24 protein-coding genes are annotated in these 25275 nt (G+C 64.5%); 13 read left to right on the top strand and 11 right to left on the bottom strand.

Annotated elements, in window-relative coordinates:
• Positions 1–53: 53 nt before the first annotated feature.
• The 3 genes from hpnI to BGI01S_RS06440 all read right to left on the bottom strand — a co-directional run bounded on the left by hpnI (position 54) and on the right by BGI01S_RS06440 (position 3270).
• Positions 54–1214, bottom strand: a complete 1161-nt coding sequence (gene hpnI, locus BGI01S_RS06450) for a bacteriohopanetetrol glucosamine biosynthesis glycosyltransferase HpnI (RefSeq protein ID WP_042323415.1) — start codon at positions 1212–1214, stop codon at positions 54–56.
• Entirely contained in the window at positions 1211–2632 is a 1422-nt protein-coding gene (gene hpnJ / locus BGI01S_RS06445; protein WP_042323414.1) for a hopanoid biosynthesis associated radical SAM protein HpnJ, read from the bottom strand. Before hpnJ ends, hpnI begins: the two co-directional genes overlap by 4 nt.
• Positions 2633–2877: 245 nt before the next feature.
• Complete coding sequence (locus BGI01S_RS06440) at positions 2878–3270, bottom strand: hypothetical protein (protein ID WP_042323412.1); 393 nt, start codon at positions 3268–3270, stop codon at positions 2878–2880.
• Between the two features lie 501 nt (positions 3271–3771).
• On the opposite strand from BGI01S_RS06440, the gene BGI01S_RS06435 reads away from it, so the two are divergent.
• From BGI01S_RS06435 to BGI01S_RS06420, 4 genes are all read left to right on the top strand, one after another.
• Entirely contained in the window at positions 3772–6438 is a 2667-nt protein-coding gene (locus BGI01S_RS06435; RefSeq protein ID WP_042323410.1) for a glycosyl hydrolase family 28 protein, read from the top strand.
• Positions 6439–6711: 273 nt separating this feature from the next.
• On the top strand, positions 6712–7776 hold the full coding sequence (locus tag BGI01S_RS06430; RefSeq protein WP_042323408.1) for an aliphatic sulfonate ABC transporter substrate-binding protein: 1065 nt from the start codon (positions 6712–6714) through the stop codon (positions 7774–7776).
• Positions 7777–7961: 185 nt separating this feature from the next.
• Entirely contained in the window at positions 7962–8825 is an 864-nt protein-coding gene (locus BGI01S_RS06425; protein ID WP_042323406.1) for an ABC transporter permease, read from the top strand.
• Positions 8826–8845: 20 nt separating this feature from the next.
• Complete coding sequence (locus BGI01S_RS06420; RefSeq protein ID WP_052400440.1) at positions 8846–9613, top strand: ABC transporter ATP-binding protein; 768 nt, start codon at positions 8846–8848, stop codon at positions 9611–9613.
• Between the two features lie 89 nt (positions 9614–9702).
• On the opposite strand, the gene BGI01S_RS06415 is transcribed toward BGI01S_RS06420, so the two are convergent.
• Positions 9703–9906, bottom strand: a complete 204-nt coding sequence (locus BGI01S_RS06415) for a cold-shock protein (RefSeq protein WP_007181784.1) — start codon at positions 9904–9906, stop codon at positions 9703–9705.
• A gap of 390 nt (positions 9907–10296) precedes the next feature.
• Here BGI01S_RS06415 and BGI01S_RS06410 point away from each other — a divergent pair, with 390 nt between their 5' ends.
• Positions 10297–11742: an NAD-dependent succinate-semialdehyde dehydrogenase gene (locus BGI01S_RS06410; RefSeq protein WP_042323403.1), complete on the top strand. Its 1446-nt coding sequence runs from the start codon at positions 10297–10299 to the stop codon at positions 11740–11742.
• Positions 11743–11879: 137 nt separating this feature from the next.
• Complete coding sequence (locus BGI01S_RS06405) at positions 11880–12479, top strand: GNAT family N-acetyltransferase (RefSeq protein WP_042323401.1); 600 nt, start codon at positions 11880–11882, stop codon at positions 12477–12479.
• 202 nt (positions 12480–12681) lie between these two features.
• On the opposite strand, the gene kdgT is transcribed toward BGI01S_RS06405, so the two are convergent.
• Positions 12682–13698, bottom strand: a complete 1017-nt coding sequence (gene kdgT, locus BGI01S_RS06400) for a 2-keto-3-deoxygluconate transporter (RefSeq protein WP_042323399.1) — start codon at positions 13696–13698, stop codon at positions 12682–12684.
• 320 nt (positions 13699–14018) lie between these two features.
• On the opposite strand from kdgT, the gene kduI reads away from it, so the two are divergent.
• The 6 genes from kduI (at position 14019) to BGI01S_RS06370 (ending at position 18122) form a co-directional block, all read left to right on the top strand.
• Positions 14019–14855, top strand: a complete 837-nt coding sequence (gene kduI, locus BGI01S_RS06395) for a 5-dehydro-4-deoxy-D-glucuronate isomerase (RefSeq protein WP_042323397.1) — start codon at positions 14019–14021, stop codon at positions 14853–14855.
• Between the two features lie 31 nt (positions 14856–14886).
• Complete coding sequence (gene kduD / locus BGI01S_RS06390; RefSeq protein WP_042323395.1) at positions 14887–15657, top strand: 2-dehydro-3-deoxy-D-gluconate 5-dehydrogenase KduD; 771 nt, start codon at positions 14887–14889, stop codon at positions 15655–15657.
• A 94-nt stretch (positions 15658–15751) separates the two neighbouring features.
• Complete coding sequence (gene kdgR, locus BGI01S_RS06385) at positions 15752–16621, top strand: DNA-binding transcriptional regulator KdgR (RefSeq protein ID WP_174447385.1); 870 nt, start codon at positions 15752–15754, stop codon at positions 16619–16621.
• Between the two features lie 622 nt (positions 16622–17243).
• Positions 17244–17369: a hypothetical protein gene (locus BGI01S_RS30975; RefSeq protein WP_042323393.1), complete on the top strand. Its 126-nt coding sequence runs from the start codon at positions 17244–17246 to the stop codon at positions 17367–17369.
• Between the two features lie 66 nt (positions 17370–17435).
• Positions 17436–17795, top strand: coding sequence for a hypothetical protein (locus tag BGI01S_RS06375; RefSeq protein ID WP_042323391.1), 360 nt, complete (start codon positions 17436–17438; stop codon positions 17793–17795).
• Positions 17796–17873: 78 nt separating this feature from the next.
• Positions 17874–18122, top strand: coding sequence for a hypothetical protein (locus BGI01S_RS06370; protein ID WP_042323389.1), 249 nt, complete (start codon positions 17874–17876; stop codon positions 18120–18122).
• 139 nt (positions 18123–18261) lie between these two features.
• On the opposite strand, the gene BGI01S_RS06365 is transcribed toward BGI01S_RS06370, so the two are convergent.
• The 6 genes from BGI01S_RS06365 to BGI01S_RS06340 all read right to left on the bottom strand — a co-directional run bounded on the left by BGI01S_RS06365 (position 18262) and on the right by BGI01S_RS06340 (position 24161).
• A complete protein-coding gene (locus tag BGI01S_RS06365; protein ID WP_042323386.1) occupies positions 18262–18513 on the bottom strand; it encodes a hypothetical protein in 252 nt (83 codons plus the stop codon).
• A gap of 222 nt (positions 18514–18735) precedes the next feature.
• On the bottom strand, positions 18736–20229 hold the full coding sequence (locus BGI01S_RS06360) for an MFS transporter (RefSeq protein ID WP_042323384.1): 1494 nt from the start codon (positions 20227–20229) through the stop codon (positions 18736–18738).
• 103 nt (positions 20230–20332) lie between these two features.
• On the bottom strand, positions 20333–21109 hold the full coding sequence (locus BGI01S_RS06355; RefSeq protein ID WP_042323382.1) for an SDR family NAD(P)-dependent oxidoreductase: 777 nt from the start codon (positions 21107–21109) through the stop codon (positions 20333–20335).
• 39 nt (positions 21110–21148) lie between these two features.
• Positions 21149–21487, bottom strand: coding sequence for an NIPSNAP family protein (locus BGI01S_RS06350; protein WP_042323379.1), 339 nt, complete (start codon positions 21485–21487; stop codon positions 21149–21151).
• Positions 21484–23268, bottom strand: a complete 1785-nt coding sequence (locus tag BGI01S_RS06345; protein ID WP_042323378.1) for an FAD-dependent oxidoreductase — start codon at positions 23266–23268, stop codon at positions 21484–21486. The genes BGI01S_RS06350 and BGI01S_RS06345 overlap by 4 nt, the downstream gene beginning before the upstream one ends.
• Before the next feature lie 23 nt (positions 23269–23291).
• Positions 23292–24161 carry an SDR family NAD(P)-dependent oxidoreductase gene (locus BGI01S_RS06340; RefSeq protein ID WP_042323376.1) on the bottom strand — a complete coding sequence of 290 codons (870 nt, stop codon included), beginning with the start codon at positions 24159–24161 and terminating at the stop codon, positions 23292–23294.
• 186 nt (positions 24162–24347) lie between these two features.
• Here BGI01S_RS06340 and BGI01S_RS06335 point away from each other — a divergent pair, with 186 nt between their 5' ends.
• On the top strand, positions 24348–25250 hold the full coding sequence (locus tag BGI01S_RS06335; RefSeq protein WP_042323374.1) for a helix-turn-helix domain-containing protein: 903 nt from the start codon (positions 24348–24350) through the stop codon (positions 25248–25250).
• Positions 25251–25275 lie beyond the last annotated feature (25 nt).

Genomic DNA, 25275 nt, shown 5'->3' with positions numbered 1-25275 from the left:
CGCGCGCTTCGAAAAATCCTTCCCTCATGACCGCCCCGCCTTGCCGTTCATCGTCACTCGTCCTGCGCCGCCGACAACAGGCCGTCGCCATCCACCTTGAAGCTGAAGCCCCGCCAAATCACGCGTGACGACCAGAAGCTCGCGACGAAAATCGCAAACGACACGACGTCCCACAGCGGCAGCAGCCAGAGGTCGCGTGGCGGTTGCTTGAGCGCGCGATCGGACAGCACCTTCTGCGCAAGCCGCGCGCCCATCGCGATCAGCACGAGCGGCCACGCCCACGCCGCACCGCCCGAGAACGCGACGGCGAGCAGCGCGAACGCGAGCGGATAGGCCAGCGCCGAGCCGAAGTGCCCAAGCGGATCGATACGGCGAATCGTGCGGCTCCAGCGCAGCTCGTGCGCAAACAGTTGCGGCGCGCTTGTTTCGACGCACGCATGCGAGATCGTGAACGGCGGAATCACCACCTTCTCGCCGAGCAGGCGCACCGCTTCACCGATCGCGTGATCGTCGGCGAGATGGCGCACGAACGGCTTCAGACCGCCGATCCGGTCGAGCGTGTCGCGCCGCATCGCGATGGTCTGGCCAAAGCAAGGCCGCGCGAGTCCGAGCGCGAGGCCGGTCACGACGCCGGGCAGGAACTGGTAGTTGGTCGCCTTCGCCGACAGCCGCGGCCAGAAGCCCGGATCGGGCTGCCCGCGATAAACGCAGGTGACGAGCCCGACCTCCGGCTTCTGCAACTCGCCGATCACGTTGCGCAGATAATCCGGCGCGACGCCGACGTCGCTGTCCGCGAATACCAGCACGTCGTGGCGCGCATGCGGCAGCATGTTGAGGATGTTGCTGATCTTGCGGTTCGGGCCGTATAGCCGCGCGTCGGCCACCACGGTGATGTCCGCGTTGGGATGCAGCTGTCGCAGGGCTTCGACGCTTTGCAGCGCGGGGTCGGTCGAGTCGTGTACGCCGAACAGAAATTGCATCGGCCCTGGGTAATCCTGCTCACAGAAGCTCGACAGATTGTCGAGCAGCGCCCACTCGTTGCCGTGCAGCGGTTTGACGATCGTCACCGGCGGAAAGCTGGTCGGCGCGGAGATCGGGCGGGCGAAGAAGCGCCCGATCAGCACGCCGGCCAGCATCGTATAGCCGATGCCGAACACCGCTGCCGCCGCGCACGCGTAGGCCAGCGTGACGGCGAGCAGATGCGCGGCGTTCACGCCTGATGGGCACGCAGGAAACGGAAGAATTCGACGCCTTCACGCAAGCGCCGCTTCATCATGTCCCAGCTCGTGAACATCTCGCGCAGGATTTCCCAGATCTTCGACGGCCGGAAATAGAAGCGCTTGTAGAAGTTTTCGAGCTGGTGATACATCTCGTCGCGCGACAGATGCGGATAGCCGATCGCCGCCAGTTGCACGCCCTCCTTGCTGACGAGATTGATGACCTTGTTTTCCGCGAGCCAGCCGTTCTCGACCGCCTGGTTGTACAGCACGGTGCCCGGATACGGCGCGGCGAGCGATACCTGGATCGTCAGCGGATTGACTTCTTTCGCGTACTCGATGGTCTTGCGGATCGTCTCAGGCGTCTCGCCCGGCAAGCCCAGAATGAAGGTGCCGTGAACCTTGATGCCGAGCGTGCGGCAGTCCTTCGCAAAGCGCCGCGCGATGTCCGTGCGCAAGCCCTTCTTCACGTTCAGCAGGATCTGGTCGTCGCCGGATTCGTAGCCGACCAGCAGCAGGCGCAGACCGTTATCCTTCATGATCTTCAGCGTCGAATACGGCACGTTCGCCTTCGCGTTGCACGACCACGTCACGCCGAGCTTGCCCATGCCGCGCGCGATTTCTTCGGCGCGCGGCCGGAAGTCGGTGAAGGTGTCGTCGTCGAACATGATCTCCTTGACTTCAGGCATGTTGTCGCGAATCCATTTGACCTCTTCGAGCACGTGCTCCGCCGAACGCGTCCGGTAGCGATGGCCGCCGACGGTATGCGGCCACAGGCAGAACGTGCACCGCGAGCGGCAACCGCGCCCCGTGTAGAGCGACACGTACGGATGCTTCAGATAGCCGTTGAAGTAGTTTTCGATCTTCAGATCGCGCTTGTAGACCGGCGCGACGAACGGCAGCTCGTCCATGTTCTCGAGGATCGGACGCGCTTCGTTATGTTCGATCGAACCGTCCGCCGCGCGATAGCTCAAGCCCTTGATCTGCGCGAACGGCACACCTTCGGCGACTTCCTTGCAGGTGAAATCGAATTCTTCACGGCCGACGAAGTCGATCGCCTCGGTCGCGGTGAGCGAATTGTGCGGATCGACCGCCACCTTCGCGCCGACCATGCCGATCAGGATCGACGGCTTGCGTTCCTTCAGATGCTGCGCGAACAGCGCGTCGGTCGGAAAAGAAGGCGTGCTGGTATGGATGATGACGAGATCGTATTGCTGCGCGACGTCGAGCGTTTCGTCGACCGATGCACCGTTCGCGGTGGCATCGAATACGCGGCTATCGGGAATCAGAGCGGCCGGCTGTGCGAGCCAGGTGGGATACCAGAACGACTTGATCTCGCGTTTGGCCTGGTAGCGCGAGCCTGCGCCGCCGTCGAAGCCGTCGAATGACGGGGCCTGCAAGAAGAGAGTTTTCATTGGGACTCCAGCAAGCCTGAGCGGCGCGTTCAGTTTTAGATCGAGACACTATCGGAACCGTGGTTCGCGCAGCCGCGAACAGGTGGCGCAGATAGTACGGAGCAAAGCTGAAGAAAACCTGAAGAATAATACTGCGTTCACGCGGCGCGCGGCACGGTTGTGCGGGTTAGTTTCGAGTCGCCTACGCTTGCCTTTTTCTTATGCTAGCCGGAAAAAAATGCGCGGTGATTCGCGTGTTGCGCGTCTCACCGCACGATGTGTCTCGCCCAGTCGAGCCAGCCCAGATTCAGGGCAGCGTTTACCACTACGCCGAGTGCTGACGCGATCGCGGCGACCATGGTCCAGAATGCCGAGCGCCGCGCGCTCGACGCCGAGGTCTGCGCAGCGGAAGCCGCGTCGCGCGACGCGCTCGCCGCCGCCTGCGCGATATGCGCGGACGATTCCATCTGCGCGAGCGACTTCAACGCGAAGCCGCGCTGTTCGTCGTGCGCGGCGATTCGCGCGTCGAGATCCTTTTCGAACAGGTAGCGATGGCAGAACGGCGTGAGCGGATGGTCGGGGTTCTGGCTGGCGAAGAACCTCGCGTAGGGTTCGCCGCCGTTATCGGTGATTTCCTTGTACGCGGTGGCTTTGTCCATGAGCTCCTCGCTCCTCTCTTAGCGGGCCGCGTTTGCGCGCGACGGTTGGGCCGATCGTGCCACATTCCGGTCGTGGGGTCGCTGGGGCGCTGTGATGCTGGACTCTGCGCGCGGCGCGGCTTTTCAATCAGGGCTTCTTTGCCATTCCGGAGATTTCCGTCTGGGAAGCTGGGGTTTACCGTAGTTGAGCAACTTGATCCGCGTGGCTCATTATTCGACATACGTTGTACGATGAACTACATCAACCAAGCCAGCAACTCGTCCGGCCGATCCCGGACGATGGTCGTCGAGCCGTCCAGTGAATTGTCAGCAATGGCATGAACATTTGAATTGTCAAAGCACATTGCCGGCCGTCTCTGAGCAGTGAGCATTTTAATTAAATGTTGTACGACGTCTTATCTCAAAAAGGCGCTCTGAATGCCTGTCACTCTCCGCACCGCCGAAACCGAAAGATGCGTCCTGCCGCGAGCAGAAGCCAGATTTCACCCTAGGAGACTATCCATGAAGAAGCGCTCAGCCCGAGAGCTGGTTGTGCTCGGCCTTTCTGTCCTGTCCCTCGCCGGATGCGGAGATGGGAATGGCATCAGTGCCACAAGCTCAAACTCGAACTCAGGCCCGAACTCAAACCCGGGCCCGACCACATCGCCAGCCCCAGCCTGGACGCCGGGTCGTTACGCCGGAGACACCAACCTGCCCGACTCGCCCGCCTTACCGCGCGACGACCAGGTCTGCTCGGTCCTGCAAGCCAGCAACACGCTGGTCAAGAATGCCGACGGCTCCCTGCCGGCCAGCGCCGACCCCACGCCCGCGAGCTATGGTGGCGCGACGACGCAGCGAAACAACCCCGACCAGGCGAGAATTCAGGCCGCGCTTGACGCCTGCGGCGCGGCCGTCGACGCGGAAGTCGGCGGCAAGATTGCCCAGGCCGATCAGAGCGCAGCCGCAACGCAGCAGGCTGCCAACAAGCCGCTGGTCAATATCGCCGGTGCAACCAGCGAAACCCTGTCGAACCCGGCCTACAAGGCCAGCAAGTTCTCGGTACGGCTGGTGAGGAACAGCGGCGGCGCAGGAAATGCGTTCCTGTCCGGGCCGCTGGTATTGCCCTCGGGCGTGACACTCTGGATCGACGATGGCGTCACGCTGTTCGCCAGCCGCGATGTCGCGGTGTACGACAAGGCGCCGCAAGACCGGCCCAATCCCATCACCTGTGGCGCCGCAGTCAACAACCCGGCCGGGCTTCCCGCCCCCACCGGATCCGCCAACGCCGGTCAAGCCACGCTGGCGGGCGTCAGCGGCATGCAGAACTGCTACCCGCTGGTACGCGGCAACCACACCGTCAACGCGTCGATCGTGGGCACAGGCTCCATCGACGGACGGGGCTACATGCCGCTCATCAGCTCGTCGCCGCTTTATCCGACCATTCGTTGGGCGACGGGCACCACCGAGCAGTTCAGCTATTCCGGCAACAACATCAGCGGCGTCGTGACGCCGAAGTTCAGCTGCACGAACACGATCGCCGCCTATCGTGCGGGCACCCTCGCCCCCGAAGGAACGGCCTGCGACGTAGTCACCGCCATGGGCAAATCGACGCTCACGACGCCCGCCGTCACCTATGTGGTCAACCGGCAGGCGACCAGTGTGCCGGGCGGCATGACGGTCAATAGCCCAGGATGCGCCAGCGGCACGGCCGGTTGCGCGCGTTGGGTGCCGGCCAGCTGGTGGGACGTCGCGTACCACGGCAACAAGGATATCGGCGGTGGCCCGTACAGCTTCCAGGGCAATCCCGGCATGGTGTGGATGCAGCAGTCCAAGAACCTCACGCTGTACCAGATCACGCTGCGCAACAGCACCTTCTTCACCGTCGAAGCCGACGGCGTGGACGGCCTGACCGCGTGGGGCGTCAAGATCCTCACGCCGTTGCTGCCCGATGCCGCTAACCAGGCCAACGTCGGCATGAACAACGACGCCTTCGACGGCACCAGCGGCGTGTATTCGCATCTCTATACGGGCGCGCAGATCGATGCCAGTTCGACCGGCGTGAAAAACACCGATGGCATCGACCCGAGCGTTGCAAGCGGACCGGAGCACGCGAGCCTCGGCACGGGCAGCAAGACGACCTCGGGCAGCCCGATTTACTTCGACGGCTATGTGAAGAACGTGGCGATTGTGTACAACTACCTGAGCCCTTCGGACGACAACGTCGCCTTCAAGGGTGGCTTGTCCGATCCGCGCGTCGCCGGAGCCAAAGGCGCGCAGAACGGCTCGCCTGCCGCCGACATGCTGTGGGGTATCGACGGCAATCGCGACGTGTCGTCGAACCGCACCTACGGCATCACGGTTGCGCACAATCACAGCTACAACGGTCATGGCTTGTCGATCGGCAGCCCGACCAATGCAGGAGTCCGTAACATTCACTTCTACGACAACTATTTCGACAGCGTCTACGACGGCACCAACGCTGCGACGGACATGGGCGTTGTCGGCCTGCGTATCAAGAGCGGCCAGGCGCGCGGCGGCGACGTTAGCAACATTTACTATGACGGCGCGTGTATGCGCGGAATCAGTAGTTTCCTGGTATTCGACATGTACTACACAGCGCCTGCCGCGGATCCGATTTCGTACACTGGGCTGGGCTGGCTGCCTCCGAGCTTCCATGACATCAACGTCAGCAATGTCCGCATGATGAACATCCCGAGCAATAAGGCCGCCGGGAAGGCTGGCGGTGGCAGCCTGACGTTCCGCGGCCTGCATGCCGACACCAGCTTCGCCAATGCGCAAAGCGTCATCCAGCTGAACCTGGCTAACGTGGTCGCGGATAAGGACGTCGTGCTGGGCATTTCGAACCTGAGCAAGGGCGTGCTGAACATTGGTTCGACCGACGGCTCTACTCAATCGAAGGCGGCCAACGCCACGTTGAACCTCGGCGCAAATGTCAGCCTGCTGGGTCAGTCACTTGCCCACGGCACTGGCGGTATCTTGACGAACACGAGCAGCGGCGCCGGCAAATATACGGCACCGACGAATACGCTCAATCTGACCGTCATAGGCAGCGACGACGCGGGCTCCGCGACCGACACGAATCCCGCGGCGACCATCGTCTCGCAGAATCCGAAGCTGTCGGTTTGCGACGACCCTGCCTCCTGGCCCAGCTTTCCCAATGTGAAGTAACAGACTTTTTCGTAGGCGCACCGGACTCGAAGTTTCAAAGCCGAGTCCGACAAAACCCCGCAGGCAACTGCGGGGTTTTGTCATTCTGCGGATGCTCATTGAACCAGGTCCAGACGCCACAATCCCGTCTCCCTCTCCTTCCCGTCAACATCCGGTTCATCCCCCGCCGCCATAGCGCCCAATCTGCTTTGATTGTGACTTTTTATTCGTTCAGTTTCGCGTGGGCATTCACTACATTGATCGGTCAAACAGACTACCCATCAGGACCATTCGATGACTTTCTCGCGGGGTACGGCCAAGCAGTCGTCTTCATCTTCCCGAGCGCCGCGTTCGCGACAGGCGAACCGCGTGCGGACCGCTTTCGCACCGTTGCTGATCGCCGCCGCGACCGCACTGGCGTCTTTCTTTGCGCCGGCGGTCGCAAGCGCTGCGCCGCCCGCCGAGCTGAAACTCGACTACGCGTACTACTCGCCCGAAAGCCTCGTGATCAAGCGCAACGGCTGGCTCGAACAGGCGCTGGCGTCGCAGCACACCGACGTCAAATGGGTGCTGAGCCTCGGCAGCAATCGTGCGCTCGAATACCTGAATAGCGGCGCGATCGATATCGGTTCGACCGCCGGTCTCGCGGCCGTGCTCGCCAGGGCGAACGGCAATCCGATCCGCTCGGTGTACGTTTTCTCGCGCCCGGAGTGGACGGCGCTCGTCGTGCGCAAGGACTCGCCGATCAAGACGCTCGCGGACCTGAAGGGCAAGAAGATCGCCGCGACCAAGGGCACCGATCCGTTCCTCTCCACGCTGCGCGCGTTGCACACGGCGGGGCTGTCGCGCGACGACGTCGAGATCGTCAATCTGCAGCATCCGGACGGCCGCACCGCGCTCGCCAACAGCCAGGTGGACGCGTGGGCGGGTCTCGATCCGCATATGGCCGCCGCGCAGATCGACGATGGCGCGAGGCTGCTGTACCGCAACGTCGACTTCAACACGTGGGGTCTGCTCAACGCGCGCGAGGATTTCATCCGCGAGCATCCGGAGACGCTCGCGCAGGTGCTGAAGGTCTATGAAAAGGCGCGCGTGTGGATCGCCGCGCATCCGGACGAAACCGCGAAGATCGTCGCGGAGGAATCGAAGCTGTCGCTGCCGGTCGCGAAACTGCAATTGAGCCGCAATGATTTCAGCCACCCGCAACTGGGCGCGCAGCAGCTCGCCGCGCTCAAGGCGGCCGCGCCGATTCTCGTGCAGGAGCAACTGGTGAAGCCGGGCACGGATCTGAATCAGGTCATCGACGCGCTGATCGATGTGAAGTCGGCGCAACCCGTGTTCGCGGCGAACGGGCAGTAAGCGGTTGCGCGTGGCGGTCGCGTGCTGATTCGCGCGCCAGCGGCGACGAAGCACTGACGCGGCTCGCTTCACGCCTTGCTTGCGCCGTATTGCGGCGGCTGCGCGGATCGTCCCTCGGCCGCGCCTCGCCGCCAACACCCGCCAGGCCGCCGCGCCTGCACCTCACCCCTCGCTGACCCACGTTCATGGCCACCGACGAATCGTTCACGCTTCATCCTCCCCACGCAGCCGCCATCCCTGCTGAGCGCTCGACGCGCCGGCGCGACCCGCTCCGGCGCTGGCGCATCGCCGGGCTGATCCTGCCGCTTGCATTCCTCGCGCTGATCGAAGCGCTGGTGCGCGCGTCGGTGCTGCCGGCGCATCTGGTGCCGGCGCCCAGCTCGATCTTCGAGACGCTCTGGCAGCTCGGCGGCGAGCGCCTCGGCCGCCATGTCGGCGCGAGCACGCTGCGCGTATTGGCGGGCTTCGGCATCGGCGCCGCGTTGGCGCTGCTGTTCGGCGCCGCGATGGGCCTGAGCCGCCGGCTCGACGCGCTCTTCGACCCCGCGTTCCAGGCTTTGCGCGCGATTCCGTCGCTCGCGTGGGTGCCGATCCTGCTGCTGTGGATGGGCATCGACGAAGCGCCGAAAATCGCGCTCGTCGCGATCGGCGCGTTTTTCCCGGTGCAACTGAGCGTGGTGGCGGGCATTCGCGGCGTCGACCGCAAGCTGATCGAACTCGGCGAGGTCAACCGCTTGAGCCGGCGCGCGCTATTCACTCGCATTCTGTTGCCGGCGTCGTTGCCGCAGATCTTCACGGGCCTGCGCACGGGCTTGAGCCTCGCGTGGATGTTCATGGTGGCCGCCGAACTGATCGCGGCCACGCGCGGGCTCGGCTATCTGCTGAGCGACGGCCGCGAGACCGGCCGCCCCGATCTCGTGTTCGGCGCGATCCTGTTGCTGGCGCTGCTCGGCAAACTCAGCGACAGCGTGCTCAAGGCGCTCGAAGCCCGCGTGCTCAGCTGGCGCGATACGGCAAGCGATGTGGCCGCAGCGGGAGGTGTGCGATGAGCGCAAACGGCGTGTCGCCAATGCATTCGCCTAGGCCGTCGGCGCATGCGTCGCCGCTGCTGGAAGTGCGCGCGGTCAGCAAGCGCTACGACGCGCGCACGGTGCTCGAACGTGTGACGTTCGCGCTCGGACGCGGTGAAATCGTCAGCCTCGTGGGCCCAAGCGGCTGTGGCAAGAGCACGCTGCTGCGCGTGCTGGCGGGCCTCGACCGCGACTTCGACGGCGAACTGCTGCTCGATGGAGCGGCACAGCGCGGACCTTCGCTACGGGTCGGCGTCATCTTTCAGGAACCCCGCCTGCTGCCGTGGCTGAGCGTGGCGAACAACGTCGCGTTTTCAGCCGGTCCGCGCCAGGGCGACGATCCGCGCGTCGCGCGTCTGCTCGACGAAGTCGGCCTCGCTGGCACCGGCGCGGCGTTGCCCAAACAGCTGTCGGGCGGCATGGCGCAGCGCGTCGCGCTCGCGCGCGGGCTGTTCCCGCAGCCGGACCTGCTGCTGCTCGACGAGCCGTTCAGCGCGGTCGATGCGATGACCCGCATGCGTCTGCAAGACCTGCTGCTGTCGCTCACGCGCGCGCACGGCATCGCCGCGTTGATCGTCACGCACGATCTCGACGAGGCGCTGTATCTGTCGGACCGCGTGCTGCTGCTCAGCACGACGGGTCCCCAGCGCGCCGGACGGCTGGTGCGCGACGTCGCGGTGAGCGCAACGCATCCGCGCGACCGACGCGCGGCGCCGCTCGCGGATCTGCGCAACGAATTGCTGGAGGGGATTGGGGCCGCGGTGTAAAGCATGCGCAGAGGAATGCGGAAAGTCACTCTCTCCTCGAAGCAACCGGTTCGCACGCCACCGCGCACGCGAACCGGCCGCCTGCTGCATCACACCGGCTTGATATCCGCCGCCTGTTTGCCCTTGGGTCCCTGCTTGATTTCAAAGCTGACCTTCTGGTTCTCCTGCAACGACTTGAAACCTTCGGAGCGAATTTCCGAAAAATGGGCGAACAGATCTTCGCCGCCGTCGTCAGGCGTGATGAAGCCGAAACCTTTCGCGTCGTTGAACCACTTCACTGTACCGGTTGGCATGTCGATTCCTCGTGTGCATCTGGGTTGATTGAACGTTTGTTCGCCTTCTTTGGCCTGCCGCGTTCGAAGCCTGCCTCGCGCTGGTATGCCGGTATTGCCTGCTTCAGCGCCGTCCACCGCTGCGGGCCGGAGCCTGCTCCTACCGCTGCAACTGCCACAGCCATCTGACTTTACGCCAGTTTGCACGACGCCGCTTCGACCGCATTTCCAACGCCGTGGCAGCCGTCGCGCAAGCAGCGTGCCGCGCCCCCGGATCGGGCCGGCCGCCGATGCAATTGCGCGCAATCAGATAAGATGTTTGCTATCGGCAGTCCATCCAAGGCCGCGCGGGTGGGATTGATTGCTTCACGACCGCGCGGCCTGTCTTTTTCCCATTTACAGGAACCTAGCATGGCCACTTCGAGCTATACCGATACCCGACTTCTGATCAATGGCGAATGGTGCGACGCCGTCAGCGGCAAAACGCTCGACGTCATCAACCCGGCCACCGGCCAGGCCATCGGCAAAGTGGCTCACGCCGGCATCGCCGATCTGGACCGCGCGCTCGAAGCCGCGCAACGCGGCTTCGAAGCATGGCGCAAGATCCCGGCCAACGAGCGCGCCGCGACGATGCGCAAGGCCGCCGCACTGGTGCGCGAGCGCGCTTCCGACATCGGCCGCCTGATGACGCAGGAACAGGGCAAGCCGTTCGCCGAAGCACGCGTGGAAGTGCTGGCCGCCGCGGACATCATCGAATGGTTCGCCGACGAAGGCCGCCGCGTCTACGGCCGGATCGTGCCGTCGCGCAACCTCGCCGCGCAGCAACTGGTGCTCAAGGAGCCGATCGGCCCGGTCGCGGCATTCACGCCGTGGAACTTCCCGGTCAACCAGGTGGTGCGCAAGCTCTCCGCGGCGCTCGCCTGCGGCTGCTCGTTCCTCGTGAAGGCACCGGAAGAAACTCCGGCGTCGCCGGCAGCGCTCTTGCAGGCGTTCGTCGAAGCGGGCGTGCCGGCCGGCACGGTCGGCCTCGTGTTCGGCGACCCGGCTGAAATTTCCAGCTACCTGATCCCGCATCCGGTGATCCGCAAGGTCACGTTCACGGGCTCGACGCCGGTCGGCAAGCAACTGGCCGCACTGGCCGGCGCGCACATGAAGCGCGCGACGATGGAGCTGGGCGGCCACGCACCGGTGATCGTCGCGGAAGACGCCGACGTGGCGCTCGCCGTCAAGGCAGCGGGCGGCGCGAAGTTCCGCAACGCGGGCCAGGTCTGCATCTCGCCGACGCGCTTTCTCGTGCACAACAGCATCCGCGAAGAATTCGCCGCGGCGCTGGTCAAGCACGCCGAAAGCCTGAAGCTCGGCGACGGCCTCGCGGAAGGCACGACCCTCGGGCCGCTCGCCAACGCACGCCGTCTCTCCGCAATGACCAAGGTGCTCGACGACGCGCGCAAGACCGGCGCCAAAGTCGAAACAGGCGGCGAACGCGTGGGCTCGGCGGGCAATTTCTTCGCGCCGACCGTGCTGACCAACGTATCGCTCGAAGCCGACGTGTTCAACAACGAGCCGTTCGGCCCGATCGCGGCAATCCGCGGCTTCGACAAGCTGGAAGAAGCGATTGCCGAAGCGAACCGTCTGCCGTTCGGCCTCGCGGGCTACGCGTACACGAAGTCGTTCAGCAACGTGCACCTGCTGTCGCAGCAGATGGAAGTCGGTATGCTGTGGATCAACCAGCCGGCCACGCCTTCGCCGGAAATGCCGTTCGGCGGCGTGAAGGATTCGGGCTACGGCTCGGAAGGCGGACCGGAAGCGATGGAAGGCTATCTGGTCACCAAGGCGGTGTCGGTGCTGGCGGCTTAAGGTCTTGCTGCCGGGTTTAGCCGCCACGGGCTGAAGGCAGATCGGCGCCACATTGCGTCCAGCTTTTCAGCCCGTACCGATTTAAGAACCACTGCACCGGGTCCGCGAGCTACAAACTCGCGGACTTTTTTGTTGCCATGAATCACGCCCTATCCCCACTTGCACAACCCACGCTGACCGGCGCGACGGTCGAACTCCGGCCGCTGCAACAGGAGCACGCGCAAGCGCTGCTCGACGCCGCCGCGGACGGGCAACTGTGGAACATGAAACTGACCGTGGTGCCGGGACCGGACACCGTCGGCGGCTATATCGCGACCGCGCTCGACGGCCGCGCGGCCGGCACCGTAATGCCGTTCGCGATCGTGCTGCGCGAGAGCGGCAAGATTGTCGGCAGCACGCGCTTCTGGAAGATCGACCGCGCGAACCGCAAGCTCGAAATCGGCCATACGTGGTTGAGCGAGTCGGTGCAGCGCTCGGCGGTGAATACCGAGGCGAAATATCTGCTGCTCGGCTACGCGTTCGACACGCTGCAGTGCGTGCGCGTGCAATTCACGACCGATGAACTCAACGAGAAATCACGCGCGGCGATTCTGCGCATCGGTGCAAAACAGGAAGGCGTGGTGCGGCACGAGCGGATCATGCCGGATGGACGCAAGCGCAACTCGGTGCGCTTTAGCATCATCGATGATGAATGGCCGGCGGTGAAGGCGATGCTGGAACGCAAGCTCGGGCGGTAGGCGACGCACGGTCCGACGCGCCGTTATGCACGAGGCTCGCTCATGATCCGTTCGTGCCCGCATCGTATCGGTGCGTATCGAGCAAGCACGAACGGACCAGAAGCGGGCCGCAAACGTAGTCACGAACGTACTCAAAAGCGAAGCAAAGCCAATCACAAGCGGGACCACAAACGAATTCCTTGCCCCGCTCGACCGCGCACTCTCAAACGTGCGCGTCCCGCTCACTCAAAGGCGCTGGCGGCGGCCCCGCGAACTCCTCGCGCAACGTATCGCGCGCATGATGCCGGCGCACCCACAGCGCGGTGAGGATCGGCACCAGAATCGCGGTCACGAGGCAGGCCGTCGCGACCATCGCGGTAGCGGCCGGCACCAGCGGCTTGAAGCTCGGAATCATGTCGCCGATGATCGCCGGATTCGCTACCGCGGCCCCCGCCGTCGAAGACGCCGCCAGCCCCGCCGCGCCATTGCCGCCCGCAATCCAGCGGTCGGCGAGAATCAGCGGAATGCCGGTCACGACGATCACCGCGAGACCGAGCACGATGCCCGGCAAACCGCTCTTGACGATCACGCCCAGGTCGATGCCGTTGCCGAGTGCGAAGCCGAAGAACGGAATCAGCGGATGCACGCAGCGACCAAACAGCTCGCGCAGATCGCTGTCGAAATTGCCCAGCGCGAAGCCGATCAGAAACGGCAGCACCGCGCCGACGAAGAGCCGCGGCTCGAAGAACGCGACACCGGTCGCGCCGAGAATGATCATGCTGACGAGCGGCCCGGATTCGACCGACATCAGCACGAACGCGCCCGCCTCTTCCTTGGTCCCGTATTGCTGCATCACCGCCGCATACAGACCGCCGTTGGTCATGTCCATCGACGTGGTGATCGCGAGGATCGAGAGCCCGGCGAAGAGCCCCGTCTTGATGCCGTCGATCGGAATGAAGCGCGACGCGATCATCGTCACGATCCACGCCACCAGCATCTTGGTCGCGAGCAGCGTGCCCGATTTGCGCAGCACCGTGCCGGTCGCCCGCAGGTCGATCGTCGCGCCCATGCAGAAGAACCACACCGCCAGAATCGGCACGGTGCCGGTGATCAGGCCGTTGGTGAACGACCCGAAATATTTGCCCGCACCGGGCGCGAATGTGTGGACGCAAGCACCGAGCAGCAGCGGCACCAGCATCAGCCCGCCAGGAATGACGTCGAGGGCCTTCTTGATCTTCATGTCTCCTCCATGGACTTCGCGTCCCGTTGGTCGGGTGGATCACCCGGATAAGGACCCGTTCTGACGCCGGGTTGCTCCCTTTCGGCGCAATATAACATCGCGAAAGGAACGCCGTTCCGTTTCTCTTTACGAAATAGGCTCATCGTTTACCCGCGCGCTCTCCGAGAATCCTACCAGGCTCGAAACGATGTGATAATTTTTTCGGACCACTGTTCCGAAACTGCGATTCTGCGCTACAGTCCTGACCAGAACGGCACCGCAGCCGACGCGCGCCAACGCTTGAGGAAGCGCCAGGATCGAATCGAACGGAGAAAAAAATCATGGAAGTGAGACAGGCCATCAACAGCGAGTACGCGAAGTCGCTCAACACCGCCGGACTGCGCAAGGAGTTTCTCGTCGAGCAGGTGTTCGAGCGCGACGCGTTGAAGCTGACCTATAGCCACATCGACCGGATCATCGTCGGCGGCGTGTTGCCGGCGACGCGCGCGGTCGAGGTGCCCGGCTCGCTCGGCAAATCGATCGGCGTCAACTATCTGCTGGAGCGGCGCGAACTGGGTGCGATCAATATCGGCGGCGACGGTTGGGTCGATGTCGACGGTACACGCTACACGGTGCGCCACGAGGAAGCGATCTACATCGGCAAGGGCGCGCAAGCCGTCGCGTTCGGCAGCGACGATGCCGCACATCCGGCGAAGTTCTATCTGAACTGCGCACCTGCGCACGAGTCGTATCCGACCCGCACGATCTCGCTCGCGCAGGCGTCGCCCGAAACGCTCGGCGACCCGGCCACGAGCAACCGCCGCACCATCTACAAGTTCATCGTTCCCGAAGTGCTGCCCACCTGCCAGTTGTCGATGGGCATGACCAAGCTCGAACCCGGCTGTCTGTGGAACACGATGCCGTGCCACACGCACGAGCGCCGCATGGAGGTGTATTTCTACTTCAACGTCGCCGACGACGCCGCCGTCTTTCACATGATGGGCGAGCCGCACGAAACGCGGCACATCCTCGTGCATAACGAGCAGGCCGTGATCTCGCCGAGCTGGTCGATTCACTCGGGCGTGGGCACGCGCGCATACACGTTCATCTGGGGGATGGTCGGCGAGAACCAGGTGTTCGGCGACATGGATCACGTTGCGATCCGCAACCTGCGTTGACGGCCCGCCGTTTTATTTCTCCGCATACGACATGGGTTTGAACAACGTGAACACTTTCGATCTCACCGGTAAGGTCGCCATCGTCACTGGCAGCAACACGGGGCTCGGCGCCGCGATGGCCGTCGCGCTCGCTGCCGCCGGTTGCGACATCGTCGGCGTGAGCCGCGCCGACGCCGGCGACACGCCCGCGCGCGTCGCGGCCGTCGGCCGCCGTTTCGCCGACGTGCGTGCCGACCTCGCATCGATCGCGCCGGTCGACGACATCGTGCGCGCGGCGGTCGAGGCCTTCGGCCGCGTCGACGTGCTGGTGAATAACGCCGGCATCATCCGCCGCGAAGACGCGCTCGACTTCACCGAAGAGAATTGGGACGCCGTCATGGACGTCAATCTGAAGAGCCTGTTCTTTCTGTCGCAAGCGACCGCGCGGCAGTTCGTCCGGCAGGACAGCGGCGGCAAGATCATCAACGTCGCGTCGATGCTGTCGTTCCAGGGCGGCATCCGGGTCGCCTCGTACACGGCGGCGAAAAGCGGCGTACTCGGTCTCACGCGGCTGCTCGCGAACGAATGGGCCGCGCAGCGCATCAACGTGAACGCGATCGCGCCGGGCTATATGGCGACCGCGAACACGACGGCGTTGCGCGAGGACGCGCAGCGCAACGACGAGATCGTCGCGCGCATTCCGGCGGGCCGCTGGGGGTCGCCGGACGATCTCGCCGGGCCGGTCGTGTTTCTCGCATCGTCCGCGTCGGACTACGTGCATGGGCATACACTGGCGGTGGATGGCGGATGGCTTGCGCGCTAGCCCGGCAGACACGCGCGCGACGCGGTATGCTTTCGCGCCTTGCCGCGCAACGCAGTTCGGCAGCACGGGTTCGCATAGACAGGGAATGACGGAAATGGCAGCAACAGGCAAACAGCGCAAGGACGAAGCGGCGAGCCAGGCGCAGGACGCGGACAGCGTCGAGGCCGGCAGCGAGCGGGGTGAATCGGCGTCGTCGATCGGCCGCGTGTTCGCGATTCTCGGCGCGATCGGCGACAGCGGACAGATCGGCATCAGCGAACTGTCGCAACGGCTCGCGATGTCGAAGACCACCGTGCATCGCGTGATCCAGACGTTGAAGGCGCTCGGCTACGTGACCCAGGAAGTCGAAACCGAACGCTACCGGCTGACGATCCGTCTGTTCGAACTCGGCGCGAAGGCGCTGGAGAGCGTCGACCTCGTGCGCGAGGCCGACGTCGAAATGCGCCGCATCGGCCAGGTCACGCGCGAGGCCGTGCATCTCGGCGCGTTCGACGAAGACGCGATCATCTACATCCACAAGATCGACGCCGACTACGGGCTGCGCATGCAGTCGCGCATCGGCCGGCGCAATCCGCTGCACAGCACGGCGATCGGCAAGGTGCTGCTGGCGTGGATGGACCCCGCCGATGCACGCGAGGTGCTCTCGCATGTGGAATTCCGCAAATCGACGCAGAAGACGCTCACCTGCGCGGAAGCGGTGCTCAGCATCCTGCCGAATGTACGCGAGCAAGGTTACGGCGAAGACAACGAGGAGCAGGAAGAAGGGCTGCGTTGCATCGCGGTGCCAGTGTTCGACCGCTTCGGCCGCGTGATCGCCGGCCTGTCGGTTTCGTTTCCGACGATGCGCTGTGGCGCCGACACGAAGTCGCACTACGTCGCGCTGCTCAAGCAGTCGGGCCTCGCGATTTCGACGCGGCTCGGGTATCGCGAAGCGACGACGGCGGAGCCTGCCGCCGCTGGTTGATCGCGGGTGACGCTACGCGACGATGCATGAGGCACGCGAAAGGTACGTGAACGGCGCGCGGCTTCGAGCGAGGCGTCGCGGCGGCGTCAGGCAACATGCATCGGACCAACTGCATCTGACCACGCATCGACCACCTGCCACCGCGCAAATGATCCGCGAATGCCGGGCGCACTTCTCACTCAGACTACGCATCGAACCTTAACGAACGCTGATGGCGCTCACCGCGCTATACGTCTCTAAATGCAGGCCGCTCCGTTGAACCTGTGAGCGAGCCCTTCGCGAGACCGCTCCACGTCCCCAGTCTGCAACTGAATGTATCCGCCCGGCATAGCCGCGGCGAAACACGATGCCGTTCACTTACCGGCTGTTGATGCGTCGACCGTTCGATGCGGCCTCCCACGCGCCGTCCCTGAACTCAGCGTCTTTTTCATAGTGCGTTCAAGGGCTTGCCGCGACCTCGGCGATCTCATAAGTGCGCGATGCAAGCAGCTGCTCGGGTCCGTCCCGCACCCGCCGCCCGCGACCCGCGCGCGCTTGCATCCACACGTCCTGTTACACACAAACACAACGGAAATGCCGCCGCTCGGTAGAGTTCGGGTCACAAGCAAAACGGAGCAACGTCATGAAAAGAATTTTTGCACTGGTGGTTCTGGCAGTCACGCTCGGCAGCACGCTGAGCGCTTGTATCGTGGTACCGGACGGCGGCTATCACGGTCATGAGCACTACCGCGATCACGACCGTTACTAAGCCGATCGCACCAAGCGCCACGCGCGCGAGCACGTCCCCCTCAATCATAGAAACCGAGAATAAAAGATGAGCAATTCACGAAACCGCTGGATCGCGTTGACGATCGTTGCAGGCCTGGGAATCGGTGCGTCGTCGGCCGCGCTGGCCCACGTCGACGTCGGTGTGAACATTGGCGTGCCGGGTGTCGCGTATGCGCCCGAGCCGGTATATGCGGCGCCCCCGCCTCCGCCGGTGTACGCGCCTGCGCCGCCGCCCGTCGTCATGGTGAGCCCGGGCTGGTACGGCGAGCGCTATTACGACGGTCACCGCTACTGGGAACGGCGCGAGTGGGAAGAGCGTCATCACGACCGGCGCGAGTGGCATGACGCGCGGGGTCACGACAATGGCTGGCATGGTCATGGCGACGACCACGGGCACAATCACTGATGCCCGGACGACGGCGGCGTCGATGACGCCGCCGTGCCGCGTGGGCATTCTCGCCACCCTTTCTGCAGGAGCGACGACATGCTACGCAGCGATCCGAGACGAGTAACGGCGCACTTCGATGGCACGCTCATCTGCGCCGAATATAGCGAGCAGACCGGTCAATTGTGTCTGCGCCAGGATGGCACGCTTTTGCGCGAATGGTTTCCACCGCATTCATGGATGGCGATTGCATCGGTGGCAGGCGCGCGCCATTGGGGCACGCGCCCTAGCGACGACGATCTGCTCGCGCTGCTGCGCAACGAGATGATGTTGTTGCGTACGCCCTGACAGACAACCCGATGATCCAACGCGCGCGGCGAATCGTTTTCGTCGCGCGGTGGATGAGGCTTCGTTAAGTACTTAAGCGCGAGACGCTCTCATTGGTCCCGCATGCCTATGCGCATTGCTCTTGCGCATGCTCACGCGCTCAACGCGCGTTGTAGATTGGCGGCGAGTAGGAACTCACCGTCGTGTCGGTGCCGCGACCGGCTTGCCACGTACCATACGCGCTCGCGCCATAGCCGCTGTTATCCGTTTGAGCCGCATGATGTGGGCGGGCCGCTTGCGTCTGCGCGGCCTGCGAGTCTTGTGAAACGGGCTCAGCGGCCGGCTGCGCGAACGACACGACCGGCGCGGCGAGAACGACGGCGAGAGCAACAGTTTGAATGAGCGACTTCATGACTCCACCTCCAGAGATTGTCTCCACATGCGCTGCCGAGATGACTCGCATGGCAGCATGGAACGCAGTGTAGGTGGCTTGCCTGACAGGATAAATCCGCTAATCACGAATTCACTGTTGTGTTTGAGATCACAATGAAAACGCGTGCCGGCCATGCGCGTGTGGAAGTCGTCGCGCCGTCGCGCGGCGCGTTCCTTCACAATCGCATCGACCACTCGACCGTCATTTAGCCGCGACGGCGCCAACCGCTCCCTCCTCCGATAATCCGTCGACCTGCACGCGCCGCGTCATCAGATATACACCACACGCCGCGATCACCGATGGCACGGCCAGCAGGCTGAACACTGCGCCGAACTGCCAGCCCAGTCCCATCAGCGCGGCGCCGACCAGCGCGCCCGCCACTCCGCCGATACGGCCGATCCCGAGCATCCACGCAACGCCCGTCGCGCGCGCCCGGGTCGGATAGAAACTCGCGGCGAGCGCCGACATCGACGTGACCGCGCTGGTGGCCACCGTGCCGGTGAGGAAGATCAGCGTGCCGAGCCACACCTGATGACCGACCCCGCGTCCGACCAGCAACACCAGCACACCCACCAGCACGAACGTCAGCGCAACGACGCGATGGCCGGCGAAACGGTCCATGATCCAGCCGACGCATAGATTGCCGAGCACGCCACCGAGCGGAAACAGCGAGGTCATCAGCGCGGCCTTCTCGCCGGAGAAGCCGGTGTCCTTGAACAGCGTCGGCAGCCAGTTGGTGAGCAGATAGTAGATCAGCAGGCCCATGAAATACGCGAGCCACAGCATCAGCGTGCCGAAGCGGTAACGTGACGACAGCACGATCGCGAGCGCCCATTGAGGACGCGCGCCGGCGTCGCCGCGTTTGCTCATGCTGCCTGCTGTTGCCGCATCGGCCATCGTCGCTTCACGGCCTGCGCGCGCATCCAGTGCGACGAAGCGGCAGTCGTCGAAACGGCTATGCGGCGCGATGCGCTGCAAGATCCGCGCGATACGCTGATCGGCCTGACGACGCACCGCGAGAAACTGCACCGACTCCGGCAGCAGCAGAATCAGCAGAACGGTCAGCACGATCGGACCGACGCCGCCCGCCACCAGCACGCTGGGCCAGCCAAAGTGCGGAATCAGCCACGCGGACGCGACCCCGCCTATCGCCAGCCCGCACGAAAAGCCGCAGAACATCGCATTGACCGCGACCGCGCGGATGCGTGCCGGCGCGTATTCGGACATCAGCGTGACAGCGTTCGGCATCGCCGCGCCGAGACCGAGGCCAGTGAGAAAGCGCAGCAGCGTCAGCGATTCGATCGACGTCGCGCGAGCCGCCGCGAGACTCCACATGCCGAAGAAAAACACCGACAACACCAGTACCGTTTTGCGTCCGACACGATCCGCGCAAGGACCGGCCGCGAGCGCGCCGATCCCGAGGCCGACGAGTGCTGCGCTCATCACCGGGCCGAGCGAGCTGCGCGCGATGCCCCACTGCTGCACCAGCGACGGCGCGATGAAGCCGACCGCGGCCGTATCGAAGCCGTCCGCCGCGACGACCAGAAAACACAGCACGAGAATCGTCCATTGAAACGGTGAGAAGCGCTGGTCGTCGATAAAGGCCTGAACATCCACGCTGCGCTGCGTGCGCGTCGATGCTGCAGGATCGTACGGGCGCAGGGTTTCCGCCCTGCCTGATTGGGGCTTTTTCATTGCGGTGTCTCCGTGATATGACGAGGTATATTTTTATTGTTCGGAATGCTACGGATACTGCGGTCGCCGGTGCCCGATTCACACGCGGCGTGGATGAAGCGTGTCAGTCGCCGGCGGCGCCGTACGCGTGCCAGCCGCCGTCGACGCTCAGCACCGTGCCGGTGATGTAGCTCGCCGCGTCCGACGCGAGGAAGCTGATGGCTCGCGCGATTTCATCCGGTTGCGCGAGGCGGCCCATCGGCGTGCGCCGTTCGATCGCCTGCAGATTCATCTGGCCGTTGCGCTTGAGCGTCTCCACCAGTTCGGTGGCGACGTAACCCGGCGCCACCGCGTTCACGCGGATGCCGTCGCGCGCCCATTCGCACGCGAGCGAGCGAGTCATCGCGACGATGCCCGCCTTGGCCGCGCCGTATGCGTTGCGCGCCGGAATGCCGGCGAGCCCCGCAATCGAGCCGAGATTGACGATCGCGCCGCTGCGCTGCGCGAGCATCACCCTCGCCGCCTCGCGGCACGCTAGGAAGGTGCCGCGCACATGAATGCCGAGCAGGCGGTCGAACGCATCGACGTTCTGCTCGATGGTCGGATGCGGCTGATCGCTATTGCCCGCGTTGTTGACCAGCACGTCGAGCCGTCCGAAGCGCTCGACGCACGTGTCGATCAGCGCGCGCACGTCGGCCTCGACGGCGACATCGGCGCGGATGCCGACATGCATACCGGTGTCGGCACCGTCCAGCGCCTGCGTGCGTTCGCGGGCGCGGTCCGCATCCATGTCGGCGATCACCACGCGATAGCCGTCCAGCGCGAAACGTTGCGCGGTGGCCCAGCCGATGCCGTTTGCGCCACCTGTCACGAGCGCGACGCGGCGTGTTTGATCGATCATGTTCTGTCTCCTCCTGAGTGATACGGGTGCGGGACGCCGCTAGCGAAGCATTGCCAGGCTTCTGAACTCGACGCGTTTGATGATCCGGCTTTCCTGCGCGACGATCAGATGCGCGGACGCCTGCAGATACGCGGGCCACTCCGGATCGGCGTCGCGCGCGGTGCGCCGCTGGTCGTAATCGGCAATGCTCTCGTAGCCCCACAGATGCACCACCTGATTCAACGCGCCGATGTCGCTCATATAGAAACCGACCGGCGCACCGAGGTACTTCACCTGGATCGGCATCGCGAGACGGTCGAACACGTCGATGAATTCCGCCATGCCGCGCGGACGAATCGTGTAGATGCGGTGATCGACAAAAGGTTTGCCGCTGCTCATGTGCCTGTCCTCAATGCGGGTTCGGTTTGGCCGGTGTCTGCGTTGGTGCGCACGCTTGCATTTGCGCCGGTTACGTCGACGCCGGCCAGATGGTGTCCGGTGATATAGCCGAAGGTCATGATCGGCCCAAGCGTGATGCCCGCGCCCGGATAGTTGCCGCCCATCACGCTCGCGCGATCGTTGCCGACCGCATACAGGCCGGCGATAGGCGCGCCGGCTTCGTCGAGCACTTCGCCGGTCACTTTGGTCGAGATGCCGTCGAAGGTGCCGAGGTCGCCCATCACCACCTTCAGCGCGTAGTACGGTCCAGCGCCGATCGGCGCGACGCACGGGTTCGGCCGATGTTCCGGGTCCGCCAGATAACGGTTGAACGACGTCGCGCCGCGTCCGAATTCGGGGTCTTCGCCGCGCACCGCGTCCGCGTTGTAGCGCTTCACCGTCGCTTCCAGCGCCTCGCCATCCAGCCCCGCGTTGCGCGCGAGCTCGGCGAGTGTGCGGCCGGTGTTCAGATAGCCGTTGCGCAGCAGCGGGCCGAGCGGCACCGGCGCGGGCTTCGCGAAGCCGAGCCCGTATTTGCGGATCGTCGCGTGGTCGCAGATCAGCCACATCGCGGTTTCGCGCTCGTTCGCGCAGGCTTCGATCATCGCTGCGCCGACGTCGTGATACGAATTCGCTTCGTTCGTGAAGCGCTTGCCCGCGCGTGTCACGCCGATGATCCCCGGCTTGTAGCGATCGAGCAGATGCGGGAACACGCCGACACTGCCGTCGCGCATCGGCACGCGCGAGACCGGCATCCACGCCGCGGGTTGCGGATAACGGATCGTCACCTTCGCGCCGAGCTTCTCTGCCATGCCGACGCCGTCGCCGGTATTGCCCGCCGGCACCGGCGATACATGTTCGCCGCCGCGACGCACATGAGGATAGGCCCTCGCGATGCGCGCCACGTCGTGCGAAAAGCCGCCGCACGCGAGCACGACACCGCGCCGCGCGGTAATGCGCAACTCGCCGTCCGGTCCGCTGACGAGCGCGCCCGTCACGCGCTGGTCCGCGACGGTCAACTCACGCGCTGCTGTGTTGGTGTGAATCGGAATGCCGAGATCGAGCGCGGACTTCGCCAGGCGCGCGGCGAGCGCGTTGCCGCTCGTGACCTGCACGCCGCGCCGATACAACGCGAGATCCTTCAGATGGCTCGCGAGGCGCTTCGCGACGTACCACGCGGAAGTCAGCGAGCGCGTCGCATTGAAGAAGTGCTTGAGGTCCGCGTTCGACGAGTTAAACATCATGCCGATGAACGTGATCGTCTTCAGCGGCGGACGCAAACGCACGATGTCCTTGCCGAGTCCGCGCGCGTCGAACGGCGCGGCCACCACCGAGCGTCCGATATCGACACCGCCTCCGACGTTCGGGTGATAGTCGGGATACAGCGTCGGCACGAATTTGACGGCGGTCTCGCGCTCGAAGAAGTCGAGCATGTGCGGGCCGGTGTCGAGAAATGCATCGACGGCGGCGGCATCGAAAAATGCGGCGGTTTCGTTACGCATGTAGGTCAGCGCGGCCTCGCGCGTGTCGCTGACGCGATTGCTTTTCGCGTGACGATTGCCCGGAATCCACAGTACGCCGCCTGAAAACGCGGTCGTGCCGCCGAAGAACGGCTCCTTCTCGATCACGAACACGTCGAGTCCCTGCTTGCGCGCGGTGATGGCGGTCGACAGACCGCCGGCGCCCGAACCGATGACGAGCACGTCGCAAGTCAGCGCCGCATTGCGTGTTGCGTTGGTCATGATGTGCGTCCTTGTACGAGCGCTTAACGGGTGACCGGGGTGGTCTGAGCAGCCTGCGTGGCTTCGAAGCCGGGGCGCGGCACGAGGTCCATCAGCATGCTTTCGAGCCCGCCGTCGACGACGATCTCCGCGCCGTTCACATACGCGGCGCGAGCGCTGGCGAGAAACGCCACCACGTCGGCGATGTCGTTGGGCTCGCCGATGCGGCGACTTGCGGTCATCGCGCTACGGCGGCGTTCGATGTCGCCGTGCTCGTAGAAGGCGGCGGACAGCGGTGTGCGGATCATGCCGGGACACACCGTGTTGCTGCGGATGCCGCGCGGCCCCCACTCCGCCGCGAGTTGCTTCGACAGCATCGCGACACCGGCCTTGCCGGGGCTATACGCGCCGCTGTAGGTCTGCGGATGATGCGCGGCCACTGAAGCAACATGGACGAGCGCGCCCGTGCCGCGCTTCAGCATGCCGTGACCGAATTGCTGCGAGCACAGCATGTAGCCGGTCAGGTTCACTCGCAGCATCGCGTTCCACGCATCCAGACCAATCTCTTCGATGCCGCCTGGACGCAGCAGGCCCGCGTTGTTCACCAGCACGTCGGCCGCGCCGTACGCCGACTCGACGCCCTGCACCGCGCCGCGCACGCTGTCGATGTCGCCGATATCGCAAGCCAGCGCGAGCGCCTCAATGCCGCTCGTGTTCAGCTTGCGCGCGAGCGCGCGGCACTTGTCCTCGTCGCGATCGAGCAGCGCAAGGCGCGCGCCGGCCTCACCCAGCACCTGGGCAATCGCGCTGCCGATCCCGCCGGCGGCGCCGCTCACTACGCAGACCTTGCCTTCGAGCGCGAGCCAGTGACGCGGGCCCGCATCTCGCTCCGTACGATGAATTTGATTAGTCATCCGAATCTCCATGATTTTAATCGTCGGTACGGTGCGCTGGCCGGTCTCGCCGCCGCGCTGTTCAACCGTGCCTCTCATGGAAAAAAGTATAGCGATGCGAGTGCGGCGAAGATTGGACAAAGGCAGCGCATCGCAGGACAATTCGCACACTACGACAATGTTGCATGGGACCGGAGACGACACCGCATGAGGAGAATCCCTAACTACGATCTGTACGGCGAGTCAGCGCGGCCGCCGTGGTACGACGCGTTCAATTTTGAATGGATCGTCGAGCGCAGCCGTCCTAACGACTGGCATATCGCTGCCCACCGGCACGATGCGCTGCTGCAGATTCTCTATATCCGCGACGGCTCGGGTCACGTGCTGATCGAAAGCGAAAAGCTCACGATCGAGCCGCCCTGCCTCGTGCTGCTGCCCGCGCAGACGGTGCATGGATTCGTGTTTTCGCCGGAGATGGACGGGCTCGTGATCACCGCTGCGCAGCGGGCGCTGGAATCGATTTCGAAGGCGGTGTCGCCGGGTCTGTTGCCGGTGTTGCAACGGCCCGCGTTGATTCCCGTGCGACCGGAGATCGGCGACGGCACGCTGATGCCGCTATTCGGTTTGCTGGAGCAGGAATTTCGTGGCAGCGCGCGCGGCCACATCGCTGCGGGCATGTCGCTGATGATTGCACTTTTTGTGCAAGTGGCGCGTTTGACCGATGCCGCATCGGCAGCAGGCGCAGCGGCCGGCACGACGATCAACGACCGCCGCGCGGCGCAGATCAAACGGCTGCGCGAACTAATCGCCGCGCACGTTCGCGAGCATCAGCCGATCGAGTTCTACGCGGGCAAGCTCGGCATCACGGCCGCACAGTTGGGCCGCATTTGCCGCGACGAACTGGGTCATTCGCCGCTGTCGCTTGTCAACGATCATCTGATACGCGAGGCGCAGCGCGATCTGGTCTATTCAGGCTTGACCATCAAACAGATCGCGCATGCGCTTGGTTTCGAGGATGCGGCTTATTTCAGCCGCTATTTCCGCAAGCAGACAGGCGTCACGCCTACGGAGTTTCAGGCCGCGGCGCATCGGGATCTGTCGCTGAACTAGCTGCCCAATTCGCCGCGCACCGTAT

This window comes from Paraburkholderia ginsengisoli NBRC 100965, assembly GCF_000739735.1.
In the GTDB taxonomy this organism is placed as follows: domain Bacteria; phylum Pseudomonadota; class Gammaproteobacteria; order Burkholderiales; family Burkholderiaceae; genus Paraburkholderia; species Paraburkholderia ginsengisoli.
This window is presented reverse-complemented; position numbering and strand designations above follow the sequence as displayed.

Bases quoted from the DNA above. Each gene is read 5' to 3' on its own strand.
- hpnJ (WP_042323414.1), bottom strand. From the start codon at position 2,632: ATGAAAACTCTCTTCTTGCAGGCCCCGTCATTCGACGGCTTCGACGGC.
- BGI01S_RS06440 (WP_042323412.1), bottom strand. From the start codon at position 3,270: ATGGACAAAGCCACCGCGTACAAGGAAATCACCGATAACGGCGGCGAA.
- BGI01S_RS06435 (WP_042323410.1), top strand. From the start codon at position 3,772: ATGAAGAAGCGCTCAGCCCGAGAGCTGGTTGTGCTCGGCCTTTCTGTC.
- BGI01S_RS06430 (WP_042323408.1), top strand. From the start codon at position 6,712: ATGACTTTCTCGCGGGGTACGGCCAAGCAGTCGTCTTCATCTTCCCGA.
- BGI01S_RS06425 (WP_042323406.1), top strand. From the start codon at position 7,962: ATGGCCACCGACGAATCGTTCACGCTTCATCCTCCCCACGCAGCCGCC.
- BGI01S_RS06420 (WP_052400440.1), top strand. From the start codon at position 8,846: ATGCATTCGCCTAGGCCGTCGGCGCATGCGTCGCCGCTGCTGGAAGTG.
- BGI01S_RS06415 (WP_007181784.1), bottom strand. From the start codon at position 9,906: ATGCCAACCGGTACAGTGAAGTGGTTCAACGACGCGAAAGGTTTCGGC.
- BGI01S_RS06410 (WP_042323403.1), top strand. From the start codon at position 10,297: ATGGCCACTTCGAGCTATACCGATACCCGACTTCTGATCAATGGCGAA.
- BGI01S_RS06405 (WP_042323401.1), top strand. From the start codon at position 11,880: ATGAATCACGCCCTATCCCCACTTGCACAACCCACGCTGACCGGCGCG.
- kdgT (WP_042323399.1), bottom strand. From the start codon at position 13,698: ATGAAGATCAAGAAGGCCCTCGACGTCATTCCTGGCGGGCTGATGCTG.
- kduI (WP_042323397.1), top strand. From the start codon at position 14,019: ATGGAAGTGAGACAGGCCATCAACAGCGAGTACGCGAAGTCGCTCAAC.
- kduD (WP_042323395.1), top strand. From the start codon at position 14,887: ATGGGTTTGAACAACGTGAACACTTTCGATCTCACCGGTAAGGTCGCC.
- kdgR (WP_174447385.1), top strand. From the start codon at position 15,752: ATGGCAGCAACAGGCAAACAGCGCAAGGACGAAGCGGCGAGCCAGGCG.
- BGI01S_RS30975 (WP_042323393.1), top strand. From the start codon at position 17,244: ATGAAAAGAATTTTTGCACTGGTGGTTCTGGCAGTCACGCTCGGCAGC.
- BGI01S_RS06375 (WP_042323391.1), top strand. From the start codon at position 17,436: ATGAGCAATTCACGAAACCGCTGGATCGCGTTGACGATCGTTGCAGGC.
- BGI01S_RS06370 (WP_042323389.1), top strand. From the start codon at position 17,874: ATGCTACGCAGCGATCCGAGACGAGTAACGGCGCACTTCGATGGCACG.
- BGI01S_RS06365 (WP_042323386.1), bottom strand. From the start codon at position 18,513: ATGAAGTCGCTCATTCAAACTGTTGCTCTCGCCGTCGTTCTCGCCGCG.
- BGI01S_RS06360 (WP_042323384.1), bottom strand. From the start codon at position 20,229: ATGAAAAAGCCCCAATCAGGCAGGGCGGAAACCCTGCGCCCGTACGAT.
- BGI01S_RS06355 (WP_042323382.1), bottom strand. From the start codon at position 21,109: ATGATCGATCAAACACGCCGCGTCGCGCTCGTGACAGGTGGCGCAAAC.
- BGI01S_RS06350 (WP_042323379.1), bottom strand. From the start codon at position 21,487: ATGAGCAGCGGCAAACCTTTTGTCGATCACCGCATCTACACGATTCGT.
- BGI01S_RS06345 (WP_042323378.1), bottom strand. From the start codon at position 23,268: ATGACCAACGCAACACGCAATGCGGCGCTGACTTGCGACGTGCTCGTC.
- BGI01S_RS06340 (WP_042323376.1), bottom strand. From the start codon at position 24,161: ATGACTAATCAAATTCATCGTACGGAGCGAGATGCGGGCCCGCGTCAC.
- BGI01S_RS06335 (WP_042323374.1), top strand. From the start codon at position 24,348: ATGAGGAGAATCCCTAACTACGATCTGTACGGCGAGTCAGCGCGGCCG.